24 protein-coding genes and 1 tRNA gene are annotated in these 25,499 nt (G+C 68.3%); 9 read left to right on the top strand and 16 right to left on the bottom strand.

What is annotated here, in order from left to right:
• The first annotated feature begins 59 nt into the window (after nt 1-59).
• Nucleotides 60-1,016: a 4-(cytidine 5'-diphospho)-2-C-methyl-D-erythritol kinase gene (locus tag QN239_RS08170; RefSeq protein WP_499009403.1), complete on the top strand. Its 957-nt coding sequence runs from the start codon at nt 60-62 to the stop codon at nt 1,014-1,016.
• 312 nt (nt 1,017-1,328) lie between these two features.
• A complete protein-coding gene (locus QN239_RS08175; protein ID WP_499009405.1) occupies nt 1,329-2,966 on the top strand; it encodes a fatty acyl-AMP ligase in 1,638 nt (545 codons plus the stop codon).
• On the opposite strand, the gene QN239_RS08180 is transcribed toward QN239_RS08175, so the two are convergent.
• Nucleotides 2,963-3,166: a DUF1737 domain-containing protein gene (locus QN239_RS08180; RefSeq protein ID WP_499009407.1), complete on the bottom strand. Its 204-nt coding sequence runs from the start codon at nt 3,164-3,166 to the stop codon at nt 2,963-2,965. The genes QN239_RS08175 and QN239_RS08180 overlap by 4 nt on opposite strands.
• Nucleotides 3,167-3,233: 67 nt before the next feature.
• Entirely contained in the window at nt 3,234-3,719 is a 486-nt protein-coding gene (locus QN239_RS08185) for a MaoC family dehydratase (RefSeq protein ID WP_499009409.1), read from the bottom strand.
• Between the two features lie 244 nt (nt 3,720-3,963).
• On the opposite strand from QN239_RS08185, the gene QN239_RS08190 reads away from it, so the two are divergent.
• Entirely contained in the window at nt 3,964-4,998 is a 1,035-nt protein-coding gene (locus QN239_RS08190) for a 4Fe-4S binding protein (RefSeq protein ID WP_499009411.1), read from the top strand.
• Between the two features lie 25 nt (nt 4,999-5,023).
• Nucleotides 5,024-5,689, top strand: coding sequence for a DUF998 domain-containing protein (locus QN239_RS08195; RefSeq protein WP_499009413.1), 666 nt, complete (start codon nt 5,024-5,026; stop codon nt 5,687-5,689).
• Here QN239_RS08195 and QN239_RS08200 read toward each other — a convergent pair.
• Nucleotides 5,656-6,174: a DUF6611 family protein gene (locus tag QN239_RS08200; protein WP_499009414.1), complete on the bottom strand. Its 519-nt coding sequence runs from the start codon at nt 6,172-6,174 to the stop codon at nt 5,656-5,658. The genes QN239_RS08195 and QN239_RS08200 overlap by 34 nt on opposite strands.
• 99 nt (nt 6,175-6,273) lie before the next feature.
• Between QN239_RS08200 and QN239_RS08205 the strand changes: the two genes are divergently transcribed.
• Nucleotides 6,274-7,263, top strand: coding sequence for an efflux ABC transporter ATPase subunit, DrrA-related (locus tag QN239_RS08205; protein WP_499009415.1), 990 nt, complete (start codon nt 6,274-6,276; stop codon nt 7,261-7,263).
• Entirely contained in the window at nt 7,260-8,099 is an 840-nt protein-coding gene (locus QN239_RS08210) for an ABC transporter permease (RefSeq protein ID WP_499009417.1), read from the top strand. Before QN239_RS08205 ends, QN239_RS08210 begins: the two co-directional genes overlap by 4 nt.
• Before the next feature lie 9 nt (nt 8,100-8,108).
• Here QN239_RS08210 and pth read toward each other — a convergent pair whose 3' ends face one another.
• The 11 genes from pth to QN239_RS08265 all read right to left on the bottom strand — a co-directional run bounded on the left by pth (nt 8,109) and on the right by QN239_RS08265 (nt 17,200).
• Nucleotides 8,109-8,684: an aminoacyl-tRNA hydrolase gene (pth, locus tag QN239_RS08215; RefSeq protein WP_499009418.1), complete on the bottom strand. Its 576-nt coding sequence runs from the start codon at nt 8,682-8,684 to the stop codon at nt 8,109-8,111.
• Nucleotides 8,685-8,686: 2 nt separating this feature from the next.
• On the bottom strand, nt 8,687-9,334 hold the full coding sequence (locus QN239_RS08220; protein WP_499009419.1) for a 50S ribosomal protein L25/general stress protein Ctc: 648 nt from the start codon (nt 9,332-9,334) through the stop codon (nt 8,687-8,689).
• Between the two features lie 139 nt (nt 9,335-9,473).
• Entirely contained in the window at nt 9,474-10,337 is an 864-nt protein-coding gene (locus tag QN239_RS08225; RefSeq protein ID WP_499009421.1) for an oxidoreductase, read from the bottom strand.
• A 28-nt stretch (nt 10,338-10,365) separates the two neighbouring features.
• Complete coding sequence (locus QN239_RS08230) at nt 10,366-11,031, bottom strand: LpqN/LpqT family lipoprotein (protein ID WP_499009422.1); 666 nt, start codon at nt 11,029-11,031, stop codon at nt 10,366-10,368.
• Entirely contained in the window at nt 11,028-11,369 is a 342-nt protein-coding gene (gene arsC / locus QN239_RS08235) for an arsenate reductase (glutaredoxin) (protein WP_499009424.1), read from the bottom strand. The genes QN239_RS08230 and arsC overlap by 4 nt, the downstream gene beginning before the upstream one ends.
• A gap of 31 nt (nt 11,370-11,400) precedes the next feature.
• On the bottom strand, nt 11,401-12,381 hold the full coding sequence (locus tag QN239_RS08240; protein WP_090362410.1) for a ribose-phosphate diphosphokinase: 981 nt from the start codon (nt 12,379-12,381) through the stop codon (nt 11,401-11,403).
• A gap of 87 nt (nt 12,382-12,468) precedes the next feature.
• Nucleotides 12,469-13,911: a bifunctional UDP-N-acetylglucosamine diphosphorylase/glucosamine-1-phosphate N-acetyltransferase GlmU gene (glmU, locus tag QN239_RS08245; RefSeq protein ID WP_499016669.1), complete on the bottom strand. Its 1,443-nt coding sequence runs from the start codon at nt 13,909-13,911 to the stop codon at nt 12,469-12,471.
• 96 nt (nt 13,912-14,007) lie between these two features.
• Nucleotides 14,008-14,862 (bottom strand): SDR family NAD(P)-dependent oxidoreductase, encoded by an 855-nt coding sequence (locus QN239_RS08250; RefSeq protein WP_499009428.1) that lies wholly within the window; start codon nt 14,860-14,862, stop codon nt 14,008-14,010.
• Nucleotides 14,859-16,355, bottom strand: a complete 1,497-nt coding sequence (locus QN239_RS08255; protein WP_499009432.1) for a flavin-containing monooxygenase — start codon at nt 16,353-16,355, stop codon at nt 14,859-14,861. The genes QN239_RS08250 and QN239_RS08255 overlap by 4 nt, the downstream gene beginning before the upstream one ends.
• 71 nt (nt 16,356-16,426) lie before the next feature.
• Nucleotides 16,427-17,059 carry a TetR/AcrR family transcriptional regulator gene (locus QN239_RS08260; protein ID WP_499009433.1) on the bottom strand — a complete coding sequence of 211 codons (633 nt, stop codon included), beginning with the start codon at nt 17,057-17,059 and terminating at the stop codon, nt 16,427-16,429.
• A gap of 69 nt (nt 17,060-17,128) precedes the next feature.
• Nucleotides 17,129-17,200: transfer RNA gene (locus QN239_RS08265), tRNA-Gln, on the bottom strand.
• Nucleotides 17,201-17,244: 44 nt separating this feature from the next.
• On the opposite strand from QN239_RS08265, the gene QN239_RS08270 reads away from it, so the two are divergent.
• On the top strand, nt 17,245-17,880 hold the full coding sequence (locus QN239_RS08270) for a TetR/AcrR family transcriptional regulator (RefSeq protein ID WP_499009435.1): 636 nt from the start codon (nt 17,245-17,247) through the stop codon (nt 17,878-17,880).
• On the opposite strand, the gene QN239_RS08275 is transcribed toward QN239_RS08270, so the two are convergent.
• Nucleotides 17,881-19,023 carry a diaminopimelate decarboxylase gene (locus tag QN239_RS08275; RefSeq protein WP_499009436.1) on the bottom strand — a complete coding sequence of 381 codons (1,143 nt, stop codon included), beginning with the start codon at nt 19,021-19,023 and terminating at the stop codon, nt 17,881-17,883.
• 109 nt (nt 19,024-19,132) lie between these two features.
• On the opposite strand from QN239_RS08275, the gene mfd reads away from it, so the two are divergent.
• Together mfd and QN239_RS08285 are read left to right on the top strand one after the other, a co-directional pair.
• Nucleotides 19,133-22,750 carry a transcription-repair coupling factor gene (gene mfd, locus QN239_RS08280; protein WP_499009438.1) on the top strand — a complete coding sequence of 1,206 codons (3,618 nt, stop codon included), beginning with the start codon at nt 19,133-19,135 and terminating at the stop codon, nt 22,748-22,750.
• A gap of 48 nt (nt 22,751-22,798) precedes the next feature.
• A complete protein-coding gene (locus tag QN239_RS08285; protein ID WP_499009440.1) occupies nt 22,799-23,746 on the top strand; it encodes a nucleoside triphosphate pyrophosphohydrolase in 948 nt (315 codons plus the stop codon).
• Here QN239_RS08285 and QN239_RS08290 read toward each other — a convergent pair whose 3' ends face one another.
• Nucleotides 23,747-25,498 carry an IlvD/Edd family dehydratase gene (locus QN239_RS08290; protein WP_499009441.1) on the bottom strand — a complete coding sequence of 584 codons (1,752 nt, stop codon included), beginning with the start codon at nt 25,496-25,498 and terminating at the stop codon, nt 23,747-23,749.
• Between the last annotated feature and the right edge of the window lies 1 nt (nt 25,499).

Here is a 25,499-nt window from a genome sequence, read left to right on the forward strand (position 1 = left end):
CTTCCACTATTCCCCCGGTCGCTTCGCTCCCGCGGGTGGTGGGCGAATAATGTCGACCTGTGCCCTCCTCCGACGGAAACACCGCGTCCGAATGGGTGCCTACGGGTTCCGTCACCGTGCGGGTGCCCGGCAAGGTCAATCTCTATCTCGAGGTCGGCGACCTGCGGGACGACCGCTATCACGAGCTGACCACCCTCTTTCACGCCGTCTCCCTGTTCGACGAGGTGACGGTCCGCAACGCCGACCTGCTGTCGATAGAGATGTCGGGCGAGGGTGTGGCCGGGCTGCCCACCGACAACCGCAACCTGGCCTGGCGGGCGGCCGAACTGATGGCCGAGCACGTCGGCCGCGCACCCGATGTCGCGATCTCGATCGCGAAGTCCATCCCGGTGGCCGGCGGTATGGCCGGCGGCAGTGCCGACGCGGCCGCGGTCCTGGTCGGCATGAACACCCTGTGGGAACTGGGTGTGGCCCGCCGCGATCTGCACACCCTGGCGGCCAAGCTGGGCAGCGACGTGCCCTTCGCCCTGCACGGCGGAACGGCGCTGGGAACGGGCCGCGGTGAGCAACTGGCCACGGTGCTGGCCCGCAGCACGTTCCACTGGGTGCTGGCGTTCGCGGAGAAGGGCTTGTCCACGCCCGCGGTGTTCGGGGAGATCGACCGGCTGCGTGGCGCCCCGGACCGGGATGCGCCGCCGCGCCTGGACGATGTCGAGCCGGTGCTCGCGGCGCTGTCGTCCGGCGACCCGCGCGAACTCGGGGCGCTGCTGGGCAACGATCTGCAGCCGGCCGCGCTGAGCTTGCGCCCGGATCTGCGCCGCACACTGCGTGCCGGTACGGAGGCCGGAGCCCTGGCGGGCCTCGTCTCGGGGTCAGGTCCCACCTGCGCTTTTCTCTGCGAATCGGAGGAGGGGGCGGTGCAGGTCGGCGCCGCGTTATCCGGTGCCGGTGTGTGCCGCACGGTGCGGGTGGCCAGCGGTCCGGTGCCGGGGGCGCGTGTGATCGCGGAAGTGTGAGAGGCCCGGGGCGAGCGAAGCGACGGGGTGTGACACGGGCCTCAATTCTCGCGACAGTTTGGCAGTTACTTAAGGGTCTCTTAAGATGGCTGACGGTGGAAAATAGCGCGATCCGGTCGTTCCCCACGCGACAGAGCCGTTCGGGGGAACTGGATCAGCTGGACCATCACCGTTTTGAGACACAACTGCTTCCCAATTGTGTGCGCGCGCCTCTCGAATAGTGCGTGCTAGCAGGCGGAATATAGGGAAACGTGCAATGACACTGGGGTCGACGTCGCCGGCGACGCGCTTCCAGACATTCAGGAGGTTGCCGTGAGCCGATTTACCGACAAGATGTACCGCAATGCCCGGGAGAGCGAGCGGGGCATGGTGACCGGTGAGCCTTACGAGCCCGTCCGCCACACCTGGGGTGAGGTCCACGAGCGCGCCCGCCGCATCGCCGGTGGCCTCGCCGCCGCCGGTATCGGTCCCGCCGACTCCGTCGGCGTCCTGGCCGGCTTCCCTGTCGAGATCGCTCCCACCGCCCAGGGCGTGTGGATGCGCGGCGCCAGCTTGACCATGCTGCACCAGCCCACCCCGCGTACCGACCTCGCCGTCTGGGCCGAAGACACCATGACCGTCATCGGGATGATCGAGCTCAAGGCCGTCATCATCTCCGAGCCCTTCGTAGTCGCCATCCCGGTGCTGGAGGAAAAGGGCATCAAGGTGCTCAAGGTCGCGGATCTGCTGGCCGCCGATCCGATCGACCCCGTCGAGACCGACGAGGACGACCTGGCCCTGATGCAGCTGACCTCCGGGTCCACCGGTTCCCCCAAGGCCGTGCAGATCACGCACCGCAACATCTTCTCCAACGCCGAGGCCATGTTCATCGGCGCCCAGTACGACGTCGACAAGGACGTCATGGTCAGCTGGCTGCCCTGCTTCCACGACATGGGCATGGTCGGCTTCCTCACCATTCCGATGTACTTCGGCGCCGAGCTGGTCAAGGTCACGCCGATGGACTTCCTGCGCGACACCCTGCTGTGGGCGCGCCTGATCGACAAGTACAAGGGCACCATGACGGCGGCCCCGAACTTCGCGTACGCGCTGTTCGCCAAGCGGCTGCGCCGCCAGGCCAAGCCGGGCGAGTTCGATCTGTCCACCCTGCGCTTTGCGCTGTCCGGTGCCGAGCCCGTCGAACCGGCCGACGTCGAGGACCTGATCGACGCCGGTAAGCCGTTCGGGCTGCAGCCGTCGGCCATCCTGCCGGCCTACGGCATGGCCGAGACCTGCCTGGCGGTGTCGTTCTCCCCGTGCAACGCCGGTCTGGTGGTCGACGAGGTCGACGCCGATCTGTTGGCCGCGCTGCGCCGCGCCGTGCCGGCCAGCAAGGGCAACACCCGCCGGCTGGCCTCGCTCGGTCCGCTGCTCAAGGATCTGGAAGCCCGTGTCGTCGACGAGGACGGGGCGGTGCTGCCGACTCGCGGTGTCGGCGTGATCCAGCTGCGGGGTGAGTCGGTGACCCCCGGCTACATCACCATGGCCGGGTTCCTGCCCACCCAGGACGAGCACGGCTGGTACGACACCGGCGACCTCGGCTACATCACCGACGAGGGCAACGTCGTCGTGTGCGGCCGGGTGAAGGACGTCATCATCATGGCCGGGCGCAACATCTACCCGACAGACATCGAGCGGGCCGCCGGCCGCGTCGAGGGCGTGCGCCCCGGCTGCGCTGTCGCGGTGCGCCTCGATGCCGGCCATTCGCGCGAGACCTTCGCGGTGGCCGTCGAGTCCAACGCCTACCAGGACCCGGTCGCGGTGCGCCGGATCGAGCACCAGGTCGCCCACGAGGTGGTGACCGAGGTGGACGTCCGCCCGCGCAACGTGGTCGTGCTGGGCCCGGGCACCATCCCGAAGACCCCGTCGGGCAAGCTGCGCCGCGCCAACTCGGTCGCGCTGGTCACCGGCTAGGTCGCCGGTTCACGCGCCGGCGGATCGCCGGGCCCGTGCCAGATCACTGCCTGGGCGACGACCACGCCGGCGCCCGTCCACGTCAGGGCGGGCCCGCCGTGCAGCTGGTATCCCAGATCGAGGGCCTCGCTCACCCGCGCGCAGAAAACGGCGTCATCTGGACCCGTCAGAACCCGGTACCGCGGAAACCGATCAGTCATGCAACGTACTGTCGCACAGCCGGGCCGCGGCCCCTTGTGCATGCCCGCCCCCGGCGAGAAACGTCGCCTACGCGTCGTCGCGCTTCAACACGTAGGTGTGTGTACCGGACAGGACCAGCTCACCGCGCTGATTGTGCACTGTGGCATCGGCTTTCACGATGCCTTCCGGGCCGTCGGGTACGAGTTCGCTGATGGTCAGTTGGGAGTAGAGCGTGTCCCCGGCGTGCACCTCGCCGAGGAACTCGCAGGTGACGCTCTTGAATCGGATGAAGACCTCGCCGATCACATGCGGAAAAAGGGTGGCACCGGGTGCGGTGAACGCCAGGACCTGTAGGCCGTGCACCACCGGCGCCGAATGACCGTGCGCCCGTGCCCATTCGACGTCGTAGTGCACGGGATGGTTGTCGGCCGAGACGGTCTGGAAGGCGGCGGCGTGCGCGTCGGTCAGCGTCCGGCTCGGTGCCCGGAACACCTCGCCGACCTCTAGCTCGTCGAAGGTCCGTGCGGGCACGATGGCATATGCGGTCGGGTCGAACGGTTCCACCTGGGTCATGGCTGTCTGTTGCTCCCTCGTCGTCGGCGAGCATCGAGTCTCGCACACGTGGCCGATCCGATTGATGGATAGATCAGCGATGAGAAATCTGATCTGGATATGGAGCTCGGCTCCCGGTCGCCAACTCGAAAGGGGTTGTTTACAAGGCTTTTGCGCGCGCTGTCCGCTGCATTCATCGACTGAAGCCGACCGACAGCGGGCCGCCGCATTGCCCATCTGGGTTTAGTAAACTATATTCAGCTATGTGACGGACAAACTCCCCGCGCGCCTGGCCGAACATCCCACCGTGCGTGCGGTCCGCGCCCGGACCGCCGCACCGGTCCCGCCGGTGATCGACGCGGACTGGCTGCGCCGGCTGTGTCTGGAGTCCGGGGCCGACGATGTCGCGTTCGCCTCGTTCGACGACCCCGCGCTGGCCTCCGAGCGCGAGTACGCCGAAACGGCGTTGCCGGGAGTGCGCAGCTACATCTCGCTGGTGGTGAAGATGAACCGGGACAATGTCCGCTCGGCGGAGCGCAGCGTGGCCAATCAGGAGTTCCACCGCACCGGCGAGATCATCAACGAGACCGCACACCGTGTCACCCGGGTGCTGGAGGATACCGGGTACCGGGTGATCAACCCGTCGGCGACGTTCCCGATGGAGATGGACAAGTTCCCCGGGCGGATCTGGGTGATCGCGCACAAGCCGGTGGCCGTGGCCTCCGGGCTGGGTGTGATGGGTATCCACCGCAACGTCATTCACCCGAAGTTCGGTAACTTCATCATCCTGGCCACCCTGCTGGTAGGTGCACCGATATCCGAATACGGTGAGCCACTGGACTATTCGCCGTGTCTGGAATGCAAGCTGTGCGTCGCGGCCTGCCCGGTGGGGGCCATCGGAAAGGATGGACAGTTCGACTTCGTGGCGTGCTCGGTGCACAACTACCGCGAGTTCATGGGCGGGTTCACCGATTGGGCGCAGACCATCGCCGACAGCACCGACGCCGCGGATTTCCGGTCCAGGGTCAGTGATTCGGAGAACGCCTCGATGTGGCAGAGCCTGTCGTTCAAGGCCAACTACAAGGCCGCCTACTGTCTGGCCGTCTGCCCCGCCGGCGAGGATGTGATCGAGCCCTACCTCGACGACCGCAAGGGCTTCATGGATCTGGTGCTCAAACCCCTGCAGGAGAAGAAGGAGACGCTCTACGTCCTGCCGAACTCCGCGGCCAAGGCCCATGCCGAGAAGCGCTACCCGCACAAGACGGTCAAGGTCGTCGACAGCGGAATCCGAGGGCGCTGAAGTCGCCGATCAGTAGGCTGGTTCGATGAACCGCCGTCTTCATGTGGTGTTCGGCTGGATCGCGGTATTCGGGGCGGCGTCGTCCCTGTTGGCCGTGCTGGCGCTCGATGCCGTATTGGGTGGAGAACCCTTGCGCGGCAGAACATTGCGTCGGGCCACCATCTCCGAGTATGTGTTCACCGCCGGGGGTTGGCTGTTCGTGATCGCGGTCCTGGCGCTGGCGGCCGGGTCCGCGCTGCTGCTGGCCGGTTTGATTCATGCCGGCCGGCTACCGCCGCTGTCGGTCGGATCGGTGCTCATGGTGCTCTGGGTGGTCGGGCTGGTGGGTGTGGTGGCCTTCCCCAAGCACAACTGGGCGGTCGGACCCAGTGCCAGCGGAACCGTGCACCGGGTGGCGACGTTGCTCGCGTTCGTGGCGCTTCCGGTGGCGGTACTGCTGATCGCCCGCGGCCGAGACGTGTGGGCGCGTGTCGCGCGCTGGCTGGCGTGGGGTTCGGTCGGCTGGCTGAGCGTGCTGTTCGGCGCGATCGCGGTGGGCGTGGTGTCGGGGCAGGCGTGGTGGCGGATCATCCCGCTGGGGTTGGTGGAACGGGGGATCGCCGGGTTCGAGGTGGCCGCGGTGATCGCCCTGGGGGTCTGGCTGATCCGCGGGGCGCCTCAGGCCACCGAGGTGCGGGCCATCCCGTCGTAGACCCGCCACACCACCGACTCGTGGTCGGCGGCGGAGATCTCACCGGCAGCCAGTTCTCGATCGGCGAGGGCCAGCGCGGTGGCGTGCCCCTTCAGTTCGGCGAACAACTCGGCACTCTCGCGATCGTTGATCCCGGCCATCCGCAGCACGGCCAGCGTCCGGACCTCGCGGCGGAACTGGTCGACGAATGCCATCGAGACGGCTCCCGCCGACAGGGCGGCGAAGGTGGCTATCGTCAGCGCGCCACCTGTTCCCGCCGTCGGTAACAGCGCCACCTCCAGCACCAGCCACAGCACCAGACCCCATGTCGGCCAGGCCCGCCACACCCGCAGCTGCCGACGCTGCTCGCAGGACAGTCCGGGCGGGAACACCACCAGTCGGTAGCGGGTGATGCCGTGGCGGGTCAGGGAGATGTTCAACGACCCCCACGTGCGGTCGCCGTCGAGGAGGCGATGCCAGCGAGTGGTCTGCGTGGTGGCGCTCATGTCCTCAGGTCTACGCCCGGTTCGGGGCCCCGGCGGCGTCGTGAACGGAATCTTTACGGGCTGGGCGCGGATCTTGACGCCGTCAAAAGCATTGGTGAGATGTCGGGGCACCTCGCTACGGTTGAGGCCATGACCCCACCGGCGATCGAGGCGATCGAACTCGTCAAAGAGTTCGGCGACAATCGGGCCGTCGACGGGGTGAGCTTCACGGTGCCCCAAGGCGCGGTGCTCGGGCTGCTGGGTCCCAACGGCGCGGGCAAGACCACCACGGTGCGGATGATGACCACGTTGTCGGAACCCACCAGTGGTACCGCGCGGGTCGCCGGATACGACGTGCGAACCCAGCCCGATATGGTGCGGCGCAACATGGGGCTCACCGGACAGGCCGCCACCGTCGACGAACTGCTCACCGGCCGGGAGAACATCCGGATGATCGGCGGCCTGTACGGGATCGGCCGCAAGGACCTCAGGTCACTGGGGGATCGGCTGCTCGAGCAGTTCGATCTGGTGGCCGCCGGAGACCGGCCGGTGCGCTCCTATTCCGGCGGGATGCGGCGCCGCCTTGACCTGGCGGTCAGCCTGATCGCCGCGCCGCCGGTGTTGTTCCTCGACGAACCGACCACCGGGCTGGATCCGCGCAGCCGCAGCGACCTGTGGGAGGTGCTGCGCGAGCTCGTGGCCGGCGGTACCACGCTGCTGCTCACCACGCAGTATCTGGAGGAGGCCGACCAACTCGCCGACGATATCGTCGTCATCGATCACGGCCGGATCATCGCCAAAGGGACACCGCTGCAACTGAAGGAGCAGGCCGGCAACGCCAGCCTGGTGGTCACGGTGTCGCACGCCGCCGACCTGCCGACCGCGCGTGACCTGGTGGCCCGGTCCGGCACCGAGGTGCATGTCGACGTGGGTGCCCGGCAGCTGACCGCGGCGGCCGACGGTATCGACGACCTGACCCGGGTGGCCAACTGGCTGCGGGACAGCGGCATCAAGATCGACGATATCGGGTTGTCCCGGCCCAGCCTGGATGACGTCTTCCTGTCGCTGACGGGGCACCGCGCCGAGACCGCCGAGGAGGCGCAGGCATGACCGCCGTATCCGAGAAGGCCATCGCGCACCCGGCGGTGCGGCCGACGAATATCGCGCAGCAGTCCTGGATCATGGTGAAGCGCAACATGATCCACACCAAGCGGATGCCCGAGATGCTCAGTGACGTGACGGTGCAGCCGATCATGTTCGTGCTGCTGTTCGCGTTCGTGTTCGGGGCGTCCATCGCCACCAGGGGCGGGGCGTCCTACCGCGAGTTCCTGCTGCCCGGTATCCAGGCGCAGACCATCGTGTTCACCGCGTTCGTCGTCGCATCCGGCATCACCGCCGATGCCGAGAAGGGTGTGATCGACCGGTTCCGGTCCCTGCCCATCCGGCGGTCCTCGGTGCTGATCGGCCGCAGCGTCGCCAGCCTCATCCATTCGTCGATCGGCATCGTGGTCATGGCGATCACCGGCCTGTGTATCGGATGGCGGATCCGGGGCGGTGTCGGGGACGCGGTGTTGGCGTTCGCGCTGATCCTGGTGTTCGGATTCGGGATGATCTGGTTCGGCATCCTGGTCGGCTCGCTGATGCGCTCGGTGGAAGCCGTCAACGGGGTGATGTTCACCGTGCTGTTCCCGATCACGTTCCTGGCCAACACCTTCGCGCCCACAGAACCGATGCCGCGCTGGCTTCGGGTGGCCGCGGAATGGAACCCGGTGTCCTCGCTGGCTCAGGCTATGCGGGAACTGTGGGGTAACGGCCCCGCGGCTCCGCCGGATGCCCAGTTGCCCCTGCACCACCCGGTGCTGTCCACCATCCTGTGGTCGCTGGCGATGACGGCCGTGCTGGCGCCGTTCGCGTTGCGAGCCTATGCGCGGCGCACCTCGGACTGAGGGCCGGATCTACCAGGCGTGCACGGTGTTCTGGGCGGCCTCGACACCAACGCGAAGCAGTAGCTCCGTCGCGTCGGCGGCGTTCTCGCAGAGCAGCGGAACCTCGGGACGCTCAACAGAGTTGAAGGTCTCCAGCACGAAGGCCGCAGGATCCTTGCGGCCGGGCGGTCGGCCGATGCCGATGCGCACCCGCTGAAAGTCCTTGGTGCCCAGCGCGGCTGCCACCGAGCGCAGGCCGTTGTGGCCGCCTTCGCCGCCGCCGAGCTTGAGCCGGATCCGGCCGAAGTCGATATCGAGCTCGTCGTGCAGCACCACGATGTCGGCGGGTGCCACGGAGTAGAACTTGGCCAACGGCCCGACCTGTCGGCCGGACTCGTTCATGTACACCCGTGGTTTGGCCAGCACCACGGACCGGTCGCCGAGGCGGCCGGTGACCACCTCGGCGCCGGAGCGCTTGTGCACCTTGAAACCTGAGCCGATCCGGTCGGCCAGGATGTCGGCCACCATGAAGCCGACATTGTGCCGGGTTTTGGCGTAGTTGGGCCCGGGGTTACCGAGCCCAACCACCAGTAACGGCTCGGCCAAAACTATTCGGCGGACTCGGCTTCGGCGGCAGGCTCTGCGGCAGCCCCACCGGCAGCGGCGGTCTCGCCGGCGCCCTCGGCGTCCAGGTCCTCGGCGGTCGGCGCGGCGACGACGTTGACCACCAGGGTCTCTGGGTCGACGATCAGGCTGACACCCTTGGGCAGCTCGATCTGGCCGGCGGTGATCTGGGTACCTGCCTCGAGGCCCTCGACCGACACGGTCACCTGCTCGGGGATGGACATCGCCTCGGCCTCCACCTGAATGGTGTTGGCGTCCTGGGTGACCAGGGTGCCCGGCACGGCCTCGCCCTCGACGACGACCGCGATGTCGACGGTCACCTTCTCGCCGCGGCGCACGACCAACAGATCGGCGTGCACGATGTTGCGGCGGATCGGGTGGATGACGATCGCCTTGGTCAGCGCCAGCTGCTCCTTGCCCGCGATATCGAGGGTCAGGATCGCGTTGGTGCCCGAGTGGCGCAGCACGGCGGCGAAGTCACGCGCGTTGAGCTCCAGGTGCTGCGGATCCTCGCCGTGGCCGTACAGCACGGTGGGGACCTTGCCGTCGCGGCGGGCCTGGCGCGAGGCGCCCTTGCCCGTGCGGGTGCGCACGTCGGCGGTCAGCTTGTTGGGGGCCGAGTTCTTGGCCATGTGTTGGTCCTCCTGTAAACCGGTTCACACACGGCCAGGGTCCAACGAAGTGGGTTCCCGTCGATAACGGTGGTCTTCTGCATTGACAGACGTCGACCAACCCTCGCCGTGACGTGAGCAAGGGTAGCCGATGACGGGCTCAGATCTGAAATTCGGTACCCGTGAGCTGCGCAGACAGTTGCCACAGCCCCTCGGCGGTGCGCACCGAGCGAGCCAGTGGGCTACGCGGGCCGGGGCCGGTCGGTCCCCGCATCCCGAACTTCGGGCCGATGAAGCTGTCACCGGGCACGTCCTGGGACACGGCGAACAACGTCTGCCTGGCGCCGAAGTCCGCATCGGTGGCGATCTTGTTCGCCGCCAACCACACCTTGGTGCCGACGGCGTTCCCGGTCTGGCCCTGCAGATTGGTCGCCGAGTAGCCGGGGTGCGCGGCGATGGCCCGCACCGGGGAACCGGCGGCGGCCAACCGGCGCTGCAGGGCGCTGGTGAACAGCAGATTGGCCAGCTTGGATTGGCCGTAGGCGGGCCAGGCCAGGTAGGGCCGGGACTTCCAGTTCAGGTCCTTGAGATCGATCCATCCGATCAGGTGCATCAGCGAGGCCACCGTGACCACCCGGTCGGTGATCTTGGGCAGCAGCAGGTTGGTCAGTGCGAAATGGCCGAGGTGGTTGGTGCCGATCTGGCTCTCGAATCCGTCGGCGGTCAGCGCGAACGGCACCGCCATGATGCCGGCGTTGTTCACCAGCACATCGACCCCGTCGACCCCGGTCGCGAACTCCCGGATCGAGTCCAGGCTCTGCAGATCCAGGGCGGCGACGGTGACATCGCCGGTCATCTGGGCGGCGGCGGCATGGCCCTTGTCCAGGTTGCGCACCGCCAGCGTGACCGAGGCCCCGACCCGGGCCAGCTCACGGGCGGTGACCAAGCCGAGACCACTGTTGGCCCCGGTGACGATGACCCGGCGCCCGGCGAAGGAGGGCAGATCTGCGGCTGTCCAGCTCATGCCGTCGAGCCTACTGAGCTCACCTCACCTACTTGGCGGCGACCTTGAACCCGGAGATGATGCCCTCGATGTCTTTGCCCTGCTTCTGCGCCTCTTCGGCATAGCTGGTGATGGTCAGCTGGATCAGGTAGCGCTGACCGGGAGCACCCGGCGGCGTCTTCGGCGGGGTACCGGTCGCGATGATGATCCGGTTATAGCTCTGCATCCGCCGCCCGTTGAGGTCATAGGTGCCCTCGATCATCGACGACGGGAAGCCGCGGAAATTCTCGGTCGACCCGTTGAGCTTCGTGAAGTTCTGCGACAACTGCGCGTCGGCGTCGGCGTGCTTGAGGGCCTCGGCGATATCGAAGTTCCCGGTCAGTTTGAACACCATCAGCATCGCCGTCGGATAGGTGTCGCCCTTGGCGATCACCCGCGTGCCCGGCGAGAGGTTGACGTTGCTGTAGGCCTGCCAGCCGGCCGGCCGAGGCAGGTCGACGGTCAGGTCGGTGATCTTCTCCGGCGCGACGGGATCGCCGGTGACGCCGACGCTTTCCAGATAGGCCGACAGCGGCACCGGCTTCGGTGCGGCGCTGGGATCGGCGCTGGAGGTGGTCGTCGTCGGGGTGGTCCAGATGGACTTGTAGTCCGGGGTGTCGTCACCGCAGCCGGCCAGTAGGACGGCCAGCGCCGCCAGGGCTACCGCGATCCTCACAGGATGTCGCGCACGCGCTCGATCGGCCGTGCCAGCCGGGTGCCTTTGTCGGTCACCACCAGGGGCCGCTCGATGAGGATCGGGTGTTCGGCCATCGCGTCGAGCAGGTCGTCATCCGATGCGTCGGCCAGTCCCAGTTCGGTGTAGAGCGATTCGCGTTTGCGCACCGCCTCGCGGACCGGGATACCGGCATCGGCGATCAGCGTGGCCAGTTCGGCGCGCGACGGCGGGGTCTTCAGGTACAGCACGATCTCCGGCTCGATACCGTTCTCGCGCAACAGGTCCAGCGTCTTGCGCGAGGTCGAGCATTTCGGGTTGTGAAAAATCGTCGCCACCATGGCTGATTGCTCCTCGGGCAGGCGCTCGTCGCTACGCGGACCCGTCGAAGAGGCCGGTGACCGAGCCGTTGTCGAAGACCGCGCGGATGGTGTTGGCCAGCAACGGTGCGATTGACAGCACGGTGAGCTGCGGGAAGCGCTTCTCCTCACCGATGGGCAGCGTGTTGGTGACGATCACCTCGCGCGCACCGCAGTCGGCCAGGCGCTGCGCGGCCGGGTCGGAGAGCACGCCGTGCGTCGCGGCGATGATGACGTCCTTGGCGCCGTCCTCGCGGAGGAGCTTGACCGCGCCCGCGATGGTGCCGCCGGTGTCGATCATGTCGTCGGTCAGGATGCAGGTCTTGCCCTTGACCTCACCGACGACCCGGTTGGACTTCACCTGGTTGGGCACCAGCGGGTCGCGGGTCTTGTGGATGAAGGCCAGCGGCACGCCACCGAGGGAGTCGGCCCATTTCTCGGCGACCCGGACGCGGCCCGAGTCGGGGGAGACGACGACCTTGTCGGCGTCGGCGTAGTTCTCGGCGATGTACCCGGTGAGCAGCTTCTGGGCGCGCATATGGTCCACCGGACCGTCGAAGAAGCCCTGGATCTGGTCGGTGTGCAGGTCCACGGTGACGATGCGGTCCGCACCCGCGGTCTTGTACAGATCGGCGACCAGGCGCGCGGAGATGGGCTCGCGGCCGCGGTGCTTCTTGTCCTGGCGGGCGTACGGGTAGAACGGCAGGATCGCGGTGATGCGCTTGGCGCTACCGCGCTTGAGCGCATCGATCATGATGAGCTGTTCCATCAGCCACTGGTTCAGCGGCGCGGGGTGGCTCTGCAGCACGAACGCGTCGCAGCCGCGCACCGATTCGTCGAAGCGGACGAAGATCTCACCGTTGGCGAAGTCCCGCGCGGTCTGCGCGGTCACCGGTACGTCGAGTTCCTTGGCCACCTGCTCGGCCAGCTCGGGGTGAGCCCGACCCGAGAAGAGCATCAGGTTCTTGCGGTTGTCGGTCCAGTCGTGGCTCATCTGTCGCCTTCGCCAGTCGGGTCGATTACGCGCCAATCGTACGGGCCAGTAACCGTCCCGCGTCCCCGGGTTACCAGATTACGAACATCAGGCGTCGGGTTCGGCGGCCCCGGCCTTGCGTGCGGCCTCGGCCGAGGCGCTCGTCGGCCGCTTGCGCAGCACCCATCCTTCGATGGTGCGTTGGGTGTTGTCGGAGACCGCCAGCGCACCCGGCGGCACATCCTCGCGCAGTACGGTGCCGGCACCGGTGTAGGCACCGTCGCCGACGGTGACGGGCGCGACGAACATGGTGTCCGAGCCGGTGCGCACATGGGAACCGATGGTGGTGCGGCGCTTCGTCTCGCCGTCGTAGTTGACGAAGACGCTGGAGGCCCCGATATTGCTGTGCTCGCCAATATCGGCATCACCGACATAGGTCAGGTGCGGCACCTTGGTGCCTTCGCCGATCACCGAGTTCTTGGTCTCGACGAAGGCGCCGAGCTTGCCCGCCGCACCCAGCTCGGTACCCGGTCGCAGATAGGTGAACGGGCCGACGGTGGCGCCCGCGCCGATCACTGACAGCTCGCCGTGGGTGCGGATCACAGAGGCACCGTCGCCCACCTCCATGGACGTGAGGGTGGTGTCGGGACCGATGGCGCAGCCCGAGCCGATCGCGGTGGCCCCGAGTAGCTGGGTGCCCGGCTGCACGACGGTGTCGGGTCCGATCTCGACGTCGGCGTCGATCCAGGTGGTCGCTGGGTCGATCACCGTGACCCCATTGCGCTGATGACGCTCGATGATGCGCCGGTTGAGCTCGGCGGCCAGTGCGGCGAGCTGGACACGGTCGTTGACCCCGGCCACCAGGGCGGTGTCGGCGACGTGTTGGGCCCGCACCGGCAGCCCGTCACCGCGGACCAGGGCGATCGCGTCGGTGAGGTAAAGCTCCTGCTGGGCGTTGTCGGCGCGCAGCCGGCTCAGCGCGGACCGCAGGGCGGCCGCGTCGAACGCGTAGACGCCGGAGTTCACCTCGGCGATCGCGCGCTGGGCGGCATCGGCGTCGGCCTGTTCGACGATGGCCAGCACCGCGCCCGCCTCATCGCGCACGATGCGCCCGTAGCCGGTCGGGTCCGCCAGCGTGGTGGTCAGGATGGTGGCTCCGCCGCGGCCGTGCGTGCTCACCAGCGCGGCCAGCGTCTCGCTGTCGAGCAGCGGCACGTCCCCGGAGGTGACCACGACGGTGCCGGTGAAATCGTCGGGCAGCACGGCCAGGCCGACCCCGACCGCGTGCCCGGTCCCGAGTTGCTCGTCCTGCACCGCGGTGAGGATGGGGCGGCCGGCCCGCTCGGCGACCTGCGCCACCTCCGCGCCGACCAGGTCACGGCCGTGGCCGACGACGACCACGATATGGCTGGGTTCCAGCGGGGTGACGGCGAGCAGCGCGTGGGCGAGCATGCTGCGCCCGCCCAGGGGGTGCAGCACCTTGGGAGTGCTGGACTTCATCCGGGTGCCCGCTCCGGCAGCCAGAATCACCACAGCGGACTCGCCGTGCATGTTGGGCATCCCAGTCTCCAGATATCCGGACCCGCGGGTCGATGTTCCGTCTGAGGGTAACCAGTGGCGGCGGGATGCCGCCGGTGCAGGACGGTCTCAGCGACGGTCGATCTGGCGGATCCGCTGCTGCAGCTCGGGGTCACCTTCGAGTGCCCGGTCGGCGATCGGGTTGACCACGCCGCGCAGCACCGACAGCGGGATCCATCGTTTCGGGACGTGGATGCGGGGCGCGCGACCGACGATGCCGTTGGCGACGGCGTGGGCGACCCGCACCGGCTGGATCGGCTTGCGCAGCGGTGCCGGGGTGGCCCGGTGCACGAGTTCGGTGGCCAGTGGGTCACCGCCGAAGGCGATGTCTGCGATGGGGGTGGCGATCCAGCCGGGGTAGAGCACGCCGGCGGTGGCCGAGTAGCCGGCGAGTTCGGCGCGCAGTGCCCGGCCGACGGCCTCCACCCCGGCTTTGGAGGCCGCGTAAGGAGCGTTGACCATGCCGTTGACGTAGGCGTACGTCGACGACGTGAGCAGCACGTGTCCCGCGGTGTCGAGCACGTCGGGCAACGCGGCGCGCACGGTGTTCCACACCCCTTGCAGGTTGACGGCGAGGACTTTCTCGAAGATACCGTCGGGGGCGCTCGAGATGGTGAAAGCCTGTGCTCCGCTGGCGATTCCGGCATTGGCGAAGGCGATGTTGAGCTTTCCGAAGGTGTTCCCGGCCTCGGCGACGGCCGCTTTCATGGCGTCCAGGTCGGTGACGTCGGCGCCGATGGCCAGCGTCCGCCGGGGGCCCAGGCGCTGTGCCACGGCGTCGACCCGGTCCTGTTCGAGGTCGACGAGGACCACCGCGGCGCCCCGGCGGTGAAGTTCTTCGGACACCGCGGCGCCGATGCCGCCCGCGGCGCCGGTCACCAGCGCCACCGATGTGGTCAGGTCGATGCGGTCGGCTCGGCTCATCGATGTGCTCCTGCCGGCCGGATGACGTGATGGGCGGGCCTGAATCGGCGGGCCAGGCGGCGGAAGGTGAACGAGAACCCCGGGAACATCGCGATGACGTGCCCGGACTTGGACTTGTACCAGGACTGGCAGCCGCCGGTATGCCAGACGGTGCGTTGCATTTCGCGGTGGACCATGCGGGTGTAATCGTCCTCGGCGATATCGGTGACCTCGATGGCTGCCGCGCCCTGCCGCTCGACCGCGGTGATCGCTCGCGAGATGTACTCCATCTGCGCCTCGATGACGAAAACCGCGCTGGTGTGGCCGATTCCGGTGTTGGGGCCGGTGACGACGAAGAAGTTGGGGAAGCCGGGGATCGACGTGCCCAGGTAGGCCCGGGGGAACTCCTGCCAGACATCGGCCAGCTTGGTTCCCCGCGCGCCGACGACGGGGTAGGAGATGACACCGTCGGTGGCGTCGTAGCCCGTCGACCACACGATCAGATCGAGGTCGACGTGCTCGCCGGAGGCGGTCACGATGCCGGTTTCGGTGATGCGCTGGATACCGTCGGTGCGGTCGTGCAGCGTCGTGTTCTCCGCGGCCAGCGCGGGATAGAGCTTGTTGGACAGGATGATTCGTTTGCAGCCGATGGTGTAGTCGGGAGTCACGGCCGCGCGCAGGGCGGGGTCGCTGATCTGGCGGGCGATCAGCGCGCGGGCGCGGTCCTCGGCGACGCGCTTGAGCGCCCACCGCGAATACTTGAACCCGATCATCCGGGTTTCCAGGCTCCAGTAGATCGCGGTGCGCACCGCCTTGTGGATGAGGCGGTTGCCCAGCAGCCGACGCTGCCAGGGGGTGAACACCCGGTCGTGGCGGGGCATGACCCAGTGCGGGCTGCGCTGGAAGACGTGCAGTTCTGCGACATCGGGTGCGATCGCCGGGATGACCTGCGCGGCGCTGGCGCCGGAACCGATCACCGCGACGCGCTTGCCTCGGCAGTCAAACGAATGGTCCCAGTCGTTGGTATGAAAGCTCTTGCCGGTGAACAGTTCCCGGCCCGCGAAGTCGGGGATGACCGGGGTGCTCAGCGGGCCCGATGCGTTGATCAGGTACTTGCCGCGGAACTCACGGCCGTCGGCGGTGTAGACGGTCCACGCGTCCTCGGTCCAGCGGGCCTCGGTGACCTCGGCGTTGACGCGGATGTGGGGGCGCAGGGCGTGCTTGTCGAGGACGTGGTTGGTGTAGGCCTGCAGTTCGGCCTGGTCGGCGAACATCTGGGTCCATGCATACGGCTCCGACGAGATGGAGTACAGCGGCGACTGCACATCCACTGCGGCGCCCGGGTACGAGTTCTGACACCAGGTCCCCCCGACGAACGGCCGGCGCTCGAGGATGACGAAGTCGTCGATACCGGCCTTGCGCAGCGTCATGGCCGCGCACTGTCCGCCGAAGCCACTGCCGATGATCACGGCACTGTGTGTCCCGCTGTCCGCCTCGATCTCGATCGCCTCCACCCGCTAATCTGATGTTGAACGTCATCAGATTAACGGGCGATAGCAGCTTCCCCGACGGACGGTGATGCAGCTCACTCGGGTGCGGTGACGGTGCCGCTGGCGACGCTGGTCAGGAACAGCTCCAGTGCCGTCGCCACATCCGCACGCGGTGCGGCGAAGCCCGACGCCAGCCAGGTCATCACCACGTGACTGATACCGCCGATGACCGCGCCCGCCACCAGCGGCCGAAGTTCGGGAACCACCGCGAACGGCGCAGGCGCCGCGGTGATCAGCAGGTCACCGAACCTGGCCATCCGGCTGAGATAGGTCGTCTCCACTTGCGGGCTCACGCCCAGCACCTCGAACCAGACCACCCGGGCCAGCCGCGGGTCGTCCTGTACCGCCGCCAGGAACGACTCCAACCCCAGCCGGGCCATCTCCTCGACGGAGCCGGCTGTCTGGATCGGGACGGCGATCGAGTCCTCGAGCCGATCCACGCATTCCTGATAGACGGCGACGAGCAGATCCTCCATGGTGCGGAACTGGTCGTAGAAGTAGCGGTCGGCGACCTTCGCCACGCGGCAGACCTGCCGCACGGTGGCCGCGCGGTACCCGGTCGAGCCGAAGATCTCCAGGCCGGCGTCGAGCAGTTGCCGGCGCCGCCGTGCGGTCCGTTCGTCTGCGCTGATGCCGCCGTAGGAGCGCTGGCCTTCCACACCAGCCATCTTGGGCCTGCCGGGGACGGCGTGCGGCACGGGGTCGGCCGAATGGGCGCTGAATGAGCGCTGAACGAGCTCCGTCGCCAGGACTCGAACCTGAACTATCTGAACCAAAATCAGAGGTGCTGCCGATTACACCACGACGGACTGATCAACCCGAGACTCTAATGCAAGTGCGTAGGCTCCCATGTATGGCAGCACCGGAAAAGGAAGCCCGCGTCCCCCGCGCGCGGATGACCGGCACCGAACGCCGCCAGCAGCTCATCGAGATCGCCAAGTCGCTGTTCGCCGAGCGCGGCTATGACGGCACCTCCATCGAGGAGATCGCCCAGCGTGCCAACGTCTCCAAACCCGTGGTGTACGAGCACTTCGGCGGTAAGGAAGGCCTGTACGCCGTCGTCGTCGACCGGGAGATGTCGGCGCTGCTGGACGGCATCACCTCCTCGCTGACCAACAACCGGTCCCGGGTCCGGCTGGAGCGCGTCGCGCTGGCGTTGCTCACCTATGTCGAGGAACGCACCGACGGCTTCCGCATCCTGATCCGCGACTCGCCGGCCGCCATCACCTCCGGCACCTACTCGACGCTGCTCAACGACGCTGTCAGCCAGGTCGCGTCGATTCTGGCCGGCGACTTCTCCCGGCGCGGCCTCGATCCCGATCTCGCGCCGCTCTACGCGCAGGCCTTGGTCGGCTCGGTGTCGATGGCCGCGCAGTGGTGGCTCGATGTGCGCGAGCCCAGCAAGGAAGTGGTGGCCGCGCATCTGGTCAACCTGATGTGGAACGGGTTGACGCACCTGGAGGCCGACCCCGCGCTGGAAGCCGACTGACTAACCGACGTCCCGGGACAGCAGATCGTCGATGGTCTCCCGGCGCACCGACAGATGGGCGCGCCCGTCGCGCACCACCACGACCGGGGGCCGTGTCGTCAGGGCGTCGCTGCGGGCGGCCGGGCCGGCTGGCCCGGCGAGGGCGAGCAGGTCGCCCGGATGGAGATCGGCAGGCAGGATCGCCTGTGCGCAGATCACCTCACCGGCCCGGCCGAGCACGGTGACCGGCTGGGTCGGTCCGAGCGGGTGCCGATTGGCCACGGCGACCGACTGCCGGCTCACCGGCGGGGCGGCGCCGTCGACGGTGACGACACCGTCGCGCACGGCCACCACCCGCGCGCAGCTCACCATCGCCCTGGCCGTGATCGCATGCCCGGGTTCGACGACGACGATCGGGCGCGGGAAGCGTGCCGCCGCGCAGCTCTCGTCGAGGGCGAGGTCGATGGCCTCATCGAGTTCGGTCAGATCGGCCGCGGAATCGTCGGCGTCGACTTCCCCGATATTGAGTTCGGGAAGCTCGATGTCCTGCCGGTCGCGGATCTCGGCCATCTCGGCCAGCGCCTGCTTGATCTCGCCGGCCCGGCAGTGCAGCCCGGCCAGCTGCAACATCGGCTGGTGCAGCACCCGCGCAGCCAGGTCGGCGGAATCGACCAGCACCTGCTGCGGCCGGCTCAGCTGAGAGGCCAGCAGGGCGATCTCGGTGCCGCACCCGATCACCATGCGCCCCACCCCGGCCGTGGCGCGCAGGTCGGCGGTGGTCCGGGCGCAGCCGCGCGCGACGATGCGGGCCGGATCGACACCGCCGGCCACACCGACGGCGAGTTCGGCCGGGTTGCGCACGGCCAGTCCCAGACCTTCCTCGGCCACCCACCGGGCCACCTCCCGGCTCAGCAGCGCGTGGCCGGCGTACACGGTGCGCCGCTCGGGCAGCTGCACCCGGTAACGGCGCGCCCGGTAGCGGAACTCGGCCTCGTCGAGCACCAGCGCGGGAGCGCCGAACTGGTCGGCGACCTCGGTCAGCGGCACCCCGCCGACGCACAGCCGGCCGTCGGCATCGACCTGCGTGGTCACCGGCCACACCGCAGGGTCGATCCGCTGAGGGGCTGCCCGGCGCAGCGAGTGCACCGCATCGAGAAGAGTCATGTCTCCACGGTGTGCGCCCCGGGGGCCGGACGCCATGATCTTGACGGTCTATTGACACCGCCGTACCAATTCTTGACACCGTTCGGACGCCACTAGACTGGGTGCCATCATGACCGCACCGGGGCACCATTCTGTCGAGACCCCGTTGGCGGGCCTCATCGAGCTGGCATTGACCGATCCCGGTCTGCGGGCTGTGACCGAACGCAGCGGCGACCTGGCCCTCATCGGGCCTGCCAGCGCCCGCCTGTTCGTCGCCGCCGCGGCCGCCCAGGCCGGACCGCTGCTCGTGGTCACCGCCACCGGCCGCGAAGCCGACGACCTGACCGCCGAACTGCGTGCGGTGTTCGGCGAGTCGGTCGCGTTGTTCCCGTCCTGGGAGACGCTGCCGCACGAACGGCTCTCGCCGGGCGTGGAGACCGTCGGTGCGCGGCTGCGGCTGCTGCGTCGCCTGTCCCATCCCGAGGACGAACGGCTCGGCCCGCCGCTGCGCGTCGTCGTCACCACCACCCGTTCGCTGCTGCAACCGATGGCACCCGAACTGGCGGACGTGGAGCCCATCACGTTGACGGTGGGCGGCGAAGCGGACTTCGACGGTCTGATCGCCCGGCTCGTCGAGCTGGCCTACACCCGCGTGGACATGGTCGCCAAACGCGGTGAGTTCGCCGTGCGCGGCGGCATTCTCGACGTGTTCGCGCCCACCGCCGAACACCCGGTGCGCATCGAGTTCTGGGGCGACGAGGTCTCGGAGATGCGCATGTTCGCCGTCGCCGACCAGCGCTCCATCCCCGAGATCACCATCGAGAACCTGATCGCGATGCCGTGCCGGGAGTTGCTGCTGACCGCCGAGGTCCGCGAACGTGCCGGTCAGCTCGTGGGGGCGCTGCCCGCCACCGATAACACCATGGCCGGCGGCGTCGGCGACATGCTGGCCAAACTGGCCGAGGGCATCACGGTCGACGGGATGGAAGCCTTGGCGCCGGTGCTGCGCCCGGACGATCTGGTGTTGCTGTCAGAGCACCTGCCCGCCGGCACCCCGGTGCTGGTCTGCGATCCGGAGAAGGTGCGGGCCCGCGCCGCCGACCTGATCAAGACCGGCCGGGAGTTCCTGGAGGCGTCCTGGTCGGTCGCCGCGATGGGTGGTAATGCCCCGATCGACATCGAGGAGCTCGGCGGGTCCGGCTTCCGCGGTCTCGACGAGGTGCGTGCCACGGCGGTGGCCGGCGGACACCCGTGGTGGACGCTGAGTCAGCTCACCGGCGAGAACGCCACCGAGTTGGATCTGCGGGCCGCCCCCTCGGCACGGTCGCAGCAGTCGCTGGAGGAGATCTTCGCGATGCTGCGCGCCCATGCCGCGACGGGCGGGTTCGCCGTCGTCGTGACGCCGGGCGCCGGCACGGCGCAGCGCGTGGTGGAACAACTCGGCGAATCCGATGTCCCGGCAACACTTCTGGAGTCCGGTGCGGCGCCGAAGGCCGGTGTGGTCGGCGTGCTCAAGGGGCCGCTGCGCGACGGCGTGGTGGTGCCCGGCGCGAACCTGGTGGTCATCACCGAAACCGACCTGACCGGTAACCGTGTCGCCGCGCCCGAGGGCAAAAGGCTTGCTGCCAAACGGCGTAACGTCGTCGACCCGCTGGCGCTGACCGCCGGTGACCTGGTGGTGCACGACCAGCACGGGATCGGCAAGTTCGTCGAGATGACCGAACGGGTGATCGGCGGTGCGCGCCGGGAATACCTGGTGCTGGAGTACGCCTCGGCCAAGCGCGGCGGCGGGTCGGACCGCCTCTACGTGCCGATGGACTCGCTGGACCAGCTGTCCCGCTATGTGGGTGGCCAGGCGCCCACGCTGAGCCGGCTCGGCGGCAGCGACTGGACCAATACCAAGACCAAGGCGCGCAAGGCGGTTCGCGAGATCGCCGGTGAGCTGGTCGCGTTGTATGCCAAGCGGCAAGCCGCGCCGGGGCACGCGTTCGGTCCGGACACCCCGTGGCAGGCCGAGATGGAGGACGCGTTCGGGTTCACCGAGACCATCGATCAGCTCACCGCGATCCAAGAGGTCAAGGCCGATATGGAGAAGCCGGTCCCGATGGACCGGGTGATCTGCGGCGACGTCGGCTATGGCAAGACCGAGATCGCGGTGCGGGCCGCGTTCAAGGCGGTGCAGGACGGTAAGCAGGTCGCGGTGCTGGTGCCCACCACGCTGCTGGCCGATCAGCACATGCAGACCTTCACGGCACGCACGGCGGGGTTCCCGGTCACCGTGAAAGGGTTGTCGCGCTTCACCGATCCGGCCGAATCCCGGGCCGTGATCGAGGGCATGGCCGACGGTTCGGTCGATATCGTGGTCGGCACGCACCGGCTGCTGCAGACCGGGGTGCGCTGGAAAGACCTCGGTCTGGTGGTCGTCGACGAGGAGCAGCGGTTCGGCGTCGAGCACAAGGAGCACATCAAGAGCCTGCGCACCCACGTCGACGTGCTCACCATGAGCGCCACCCCGATTCCGCGCACCCTGGAGATGAGCCTGGCCGGCATCCGGGAGATGTCGACCATCCTGACGCCGCCCGAGGAACGCTTCCCGGTGCTGACTTACGTCGGTCCGCATGATGACAAGCAGGTCGCGGCGGCGCTGCGGCGCGAGCTGCTGCGCGACGGGCAGGCGTTCTACATCCACAACCGGGTGAAGTCGATCGACCAGGCCGCCGCGCGGGTGCAGGCGATGGTGCCCGAGGCACGCGTCGTCGTGGCGCACGGCCAGATGAACGAGGACACGCTGGAGAAGACCGTCGAGGGGTTCTGGAACCGGGAGTACGACATCCTGGTGTGCACCACGATCGTGGAGACCGGGCTGGACATCTCGAACGCCAACACCCTGATCGTGGAACGCGCCGACACCTTCGGTCTGTCCCAGCTGCATCAGCTGCGTGGCCGGGTGGGCCGCAGCCGGGAACGCGGGTACGCGTATTTCCTGTATCCGCCGGAGGTTCCGCTCACCGAGACCGCGCACGACCGGCTGGCCACCATCGCGCAGAACAACGACCTGGGCGCCGGGATGGCCGTGGCGATGAAGGACCTGGAGATTCGCGGCGCCGGCAACGTCCTCGGCGCCGAACAGTCCGGGCATGTCGCCGGGGTCGGTTTCGACCTGTACGTGCGGCTGGTGGGTGAAGCGGTGGAGGCCTACCGGGCCGCGGTCGACGGCAAAACCGTTGTGGGCGTGGAAGAACCCAAGGATGTGCGGATCGATCTGCCGGTGGATGCGCACCTTCCGCCGGACTATATCGCCAGCGACCGGCTCCGGCTGGAGGGCTACCGGCGCCTCGCCGCCGCGTCCGACGGCGCGGCCGTGGACGCGGTCATCGAGGAACTCGTCGACCGGTACGGACCGCTGCCCGAACCGGCGCAGCGCCTGGTCGCGGTCGCCCGGCTGCGGCTGCTGTGCCGGCAGTACGGGGTCACCGAAGTCGCCACCATCTCGGACTCCACCCTGCGGGTCGGTCCGTTGACCCTGCAGGATTCCCAGCAGCTGCGGCTCAAACGGGTCTACCCGGGTGCGGCTTACCGCGCGGCGACGTCGGCGGTGCAGATCCCGATCCCGCGGGCCGGGACCAATGTCGGCGCGCCGCGCATCCGCGATGTCGAGCTGGTGAAGGCGGTGGCCGGTCTGCTGCTCACCTTGGACGGCCGTCCCGCCGGTGACGTGGATGTGACTGTGGGAAGTGGGGCGTCATGACGTCCCATGCCGGAGGCGTGAAATGACTTCCCATGCCGGAGGCGTGAAATGACAGTCGTTCTGGTGGACCCGCGCCGGCCGGCACTGGTGCCGGTGGATGCCGTCGCACTGCTGGCCGGCGATGTGCAGTACACCGAGGAGATGCCGATCAAGGTGCCGTGGTCACTCCCGTCGGCCCGCCCGTGCTTCGCCGGCGACGACGAAAAAGGCGCAGCGCCGGTGCTGTTGTCCTCGGACCCCGGGCATCCGGCGGTGAAGGCGCGGCTGGCGGCGGGGGAGCGGCTGATCGCCGCGCCCGCACCGCAATCCGGCGAGCGCTTGATGGACGCGGTGGCCATGATGGACAAGTTGCGCACCGACGGCCCGTGGGAGAGCGAGCAGACCCACGACTCGCTGCGGCGCTATCTGCTCGAGGAGACCTACGAACTGTTCGACGCGGTGCGCAGCGGCGATGCCGACGAACTGCGCGAGGAACTCGGGGATGTGCTGCTGCAGGTGCTGTTTCACGCCCGCATCGCCGAGGACGCGCCCACGCACCCGTTCGGCATCGACGATGTCGCCGACGCGTTGGTGCGCAAGCTGGGCAACCGCGCCTTCGGGGTACTGGCCGGCGAATCGATCTCACTGGAAGAGCAGCTGGCTCAGTGGGAGGAGCGTAAAGCCCAGGAGAAGCTCTCCAAGGCCCGCAATTCGTGCATGGACGATGTCCCGACCGGCCAGCCCGCGCTGGCGCTGGCACAGAAGATCCGGGAGCGGGTCGCCGGGGCCGGTCTGCCCGAAGACCTGGTGCCGGCCACTCTGCACGAGGTGCGGATAGACGCCGGCGGCGATGTCGAAAACGACCTCCGCACAGCGGTTCTGGAGTTCATCGACACCATCCGCCAGGTCGAGCAGGCCGTCTTCGCCGACCGCCGAGGGGACGCCATCGCGGACGCGCCACCCGCCCAGATCACCGAGGACGAGTGGCGCGCCCACTGGCCGCACGAGCAACCGTAATTACCACCCGCCTATCCATCCTTCGAAGATCGCCTCGGGTTCGTCCTCGGGTCTTCGTGAGCGTCCGACCAGGAAGTCGAAGTCGCATCCCTGGTCGGCTTGCAGCACGCGTTCGGTGTACAGGGCTGCGTAACCACGGGTGTGCCGCGCGGGCTGGGGTACCAATTCGGCGCGCCGCGAATACAACTCATCCTCCGGTACCAGCATGTCCAGTCGTCCGCCGGGCGCGTCGAGCACGATCAGGTCACCGTCGCGAACCAGGGCCAGCGGCCCACCGACCGCCGATTCCGGGCTGACGTGCAGAACGCAGGTGCCGTAGGCGGTTCCGCTCATGCGGGCGTCGGAGATGCGGACCATATCGGTGACACCTTGCTTGAGCAGCTTGCTGGGGATGGGTAACTGGCCCCACTCGGGCATCCCGGGGGCGCCACGCGGCCCGGCGGAGCGCAGCACCAGGACGGAATCGGGTGTGACCTCCAGATCAGGATCGTCGAAACGAGCCATCAAATCCTGCATATTCTCGAACACCACCGCCGGCCCCCGGTGGCTGAGAAGCTCCGGGCTGGCCGCGCTGCACTTGATCACCGCTCCATTTGGTGCGAGATTGCCGCGCACCACCGCAAGACCCTGCGGCGGCTGGAACGGCGCGCTGAGCGGAGCGATCACCGACACGTCCTCGGCCGCAGTGACGGGAAGGTTGTCGGCAACGGTCTTACCGGTGACGGTGAGGGCGTCGGTGTGCAGCAGCGACTCGACGGACTTCATCACCGCCGGTATCCCGCCGGCGTGGAAGACCTGCTCGACCAGGTGCTCACCGGCCGGACGCACATTGACCACCAGTGGTGTGCGTGCAGAGAGCTGGTGAAAACGGTCCAGCGACAACGGGACTCCGACCCGACCCGCGATCGCCAGCAGATGCACGATCGCGTTGGTGGAGCCGCCGACCGCCAGCATCAGCGTGATGGCGTTGTCGAAGGCCTCCGTGGTCATCACCTGGGACGGCCGTAACCGTTCGACCGCCAGCCCGACAGCCCGGGCCCCGCACTCCTCGGCGACCTGCAACCGGCGCGAATCCATGGCTGGTATTGCGGCGGTTCCCGGCAGGGTCATACCGAGGCCCTCCACGAGGGTGGCCATCGTGGAGGCGGTGCCCATCTCCGGACAGTGTCCCCGCGACGGCCCGGCCGCGGCCTCCAGCTGCTCATACTCCGCCATCGACATCCGGCCGGCTCTGACATCGTCGATGTACTCCCAGAGGTCGGTTCCCACCCCGAGTTGCTTGCCCCGGAAGACCGCCGGAGACGCGGGCCCGCCCGTCAGCGCGATGGCGGGGACGTCGGCGCTGGCCGCCCCCATCAGCTGCGCCGGGACCGTCTTATCGCACCCGCCGAGGAGGACGACGGCGTCGAACGGGTAGGCGCGGATGGACTCCTCGACGTCCATTGCCATCAGGTTGCGAAACAACATGGTGGTCGGCTTCATCAGTTGTTCGCCCAGCGCGATGGTGGGGAACTCCAGCGGAAACCCACCCGCCGCCAGCACACCCAGCCGCACCGAATCGGCCAGGCCGCGAAAGTGCATGTTGCAGTTGACAACTTCGGACCACGAATTACAGATCCCGACGATCGGCCGGCCTTCGAACGCCATCCGGGAGAACCCGGACGCGCGCATCGCCGAGCGGTGCACGAAACCGGGTACGTCCTTTCCGGCGAACCACTTGGCGCTTCGCAAGGTCTCTGATGACGTCGTCATG

This window comes from Mycolicibacterium sp. Y3 (assembly GCF_051188035.1).
GTDB lineage: Bacteria > Actinomycetota > Actinomycetes > Mycobacteriales > Mycobacteriaceae > Mycobacterium > Mycobacterium fluoranthenivorans.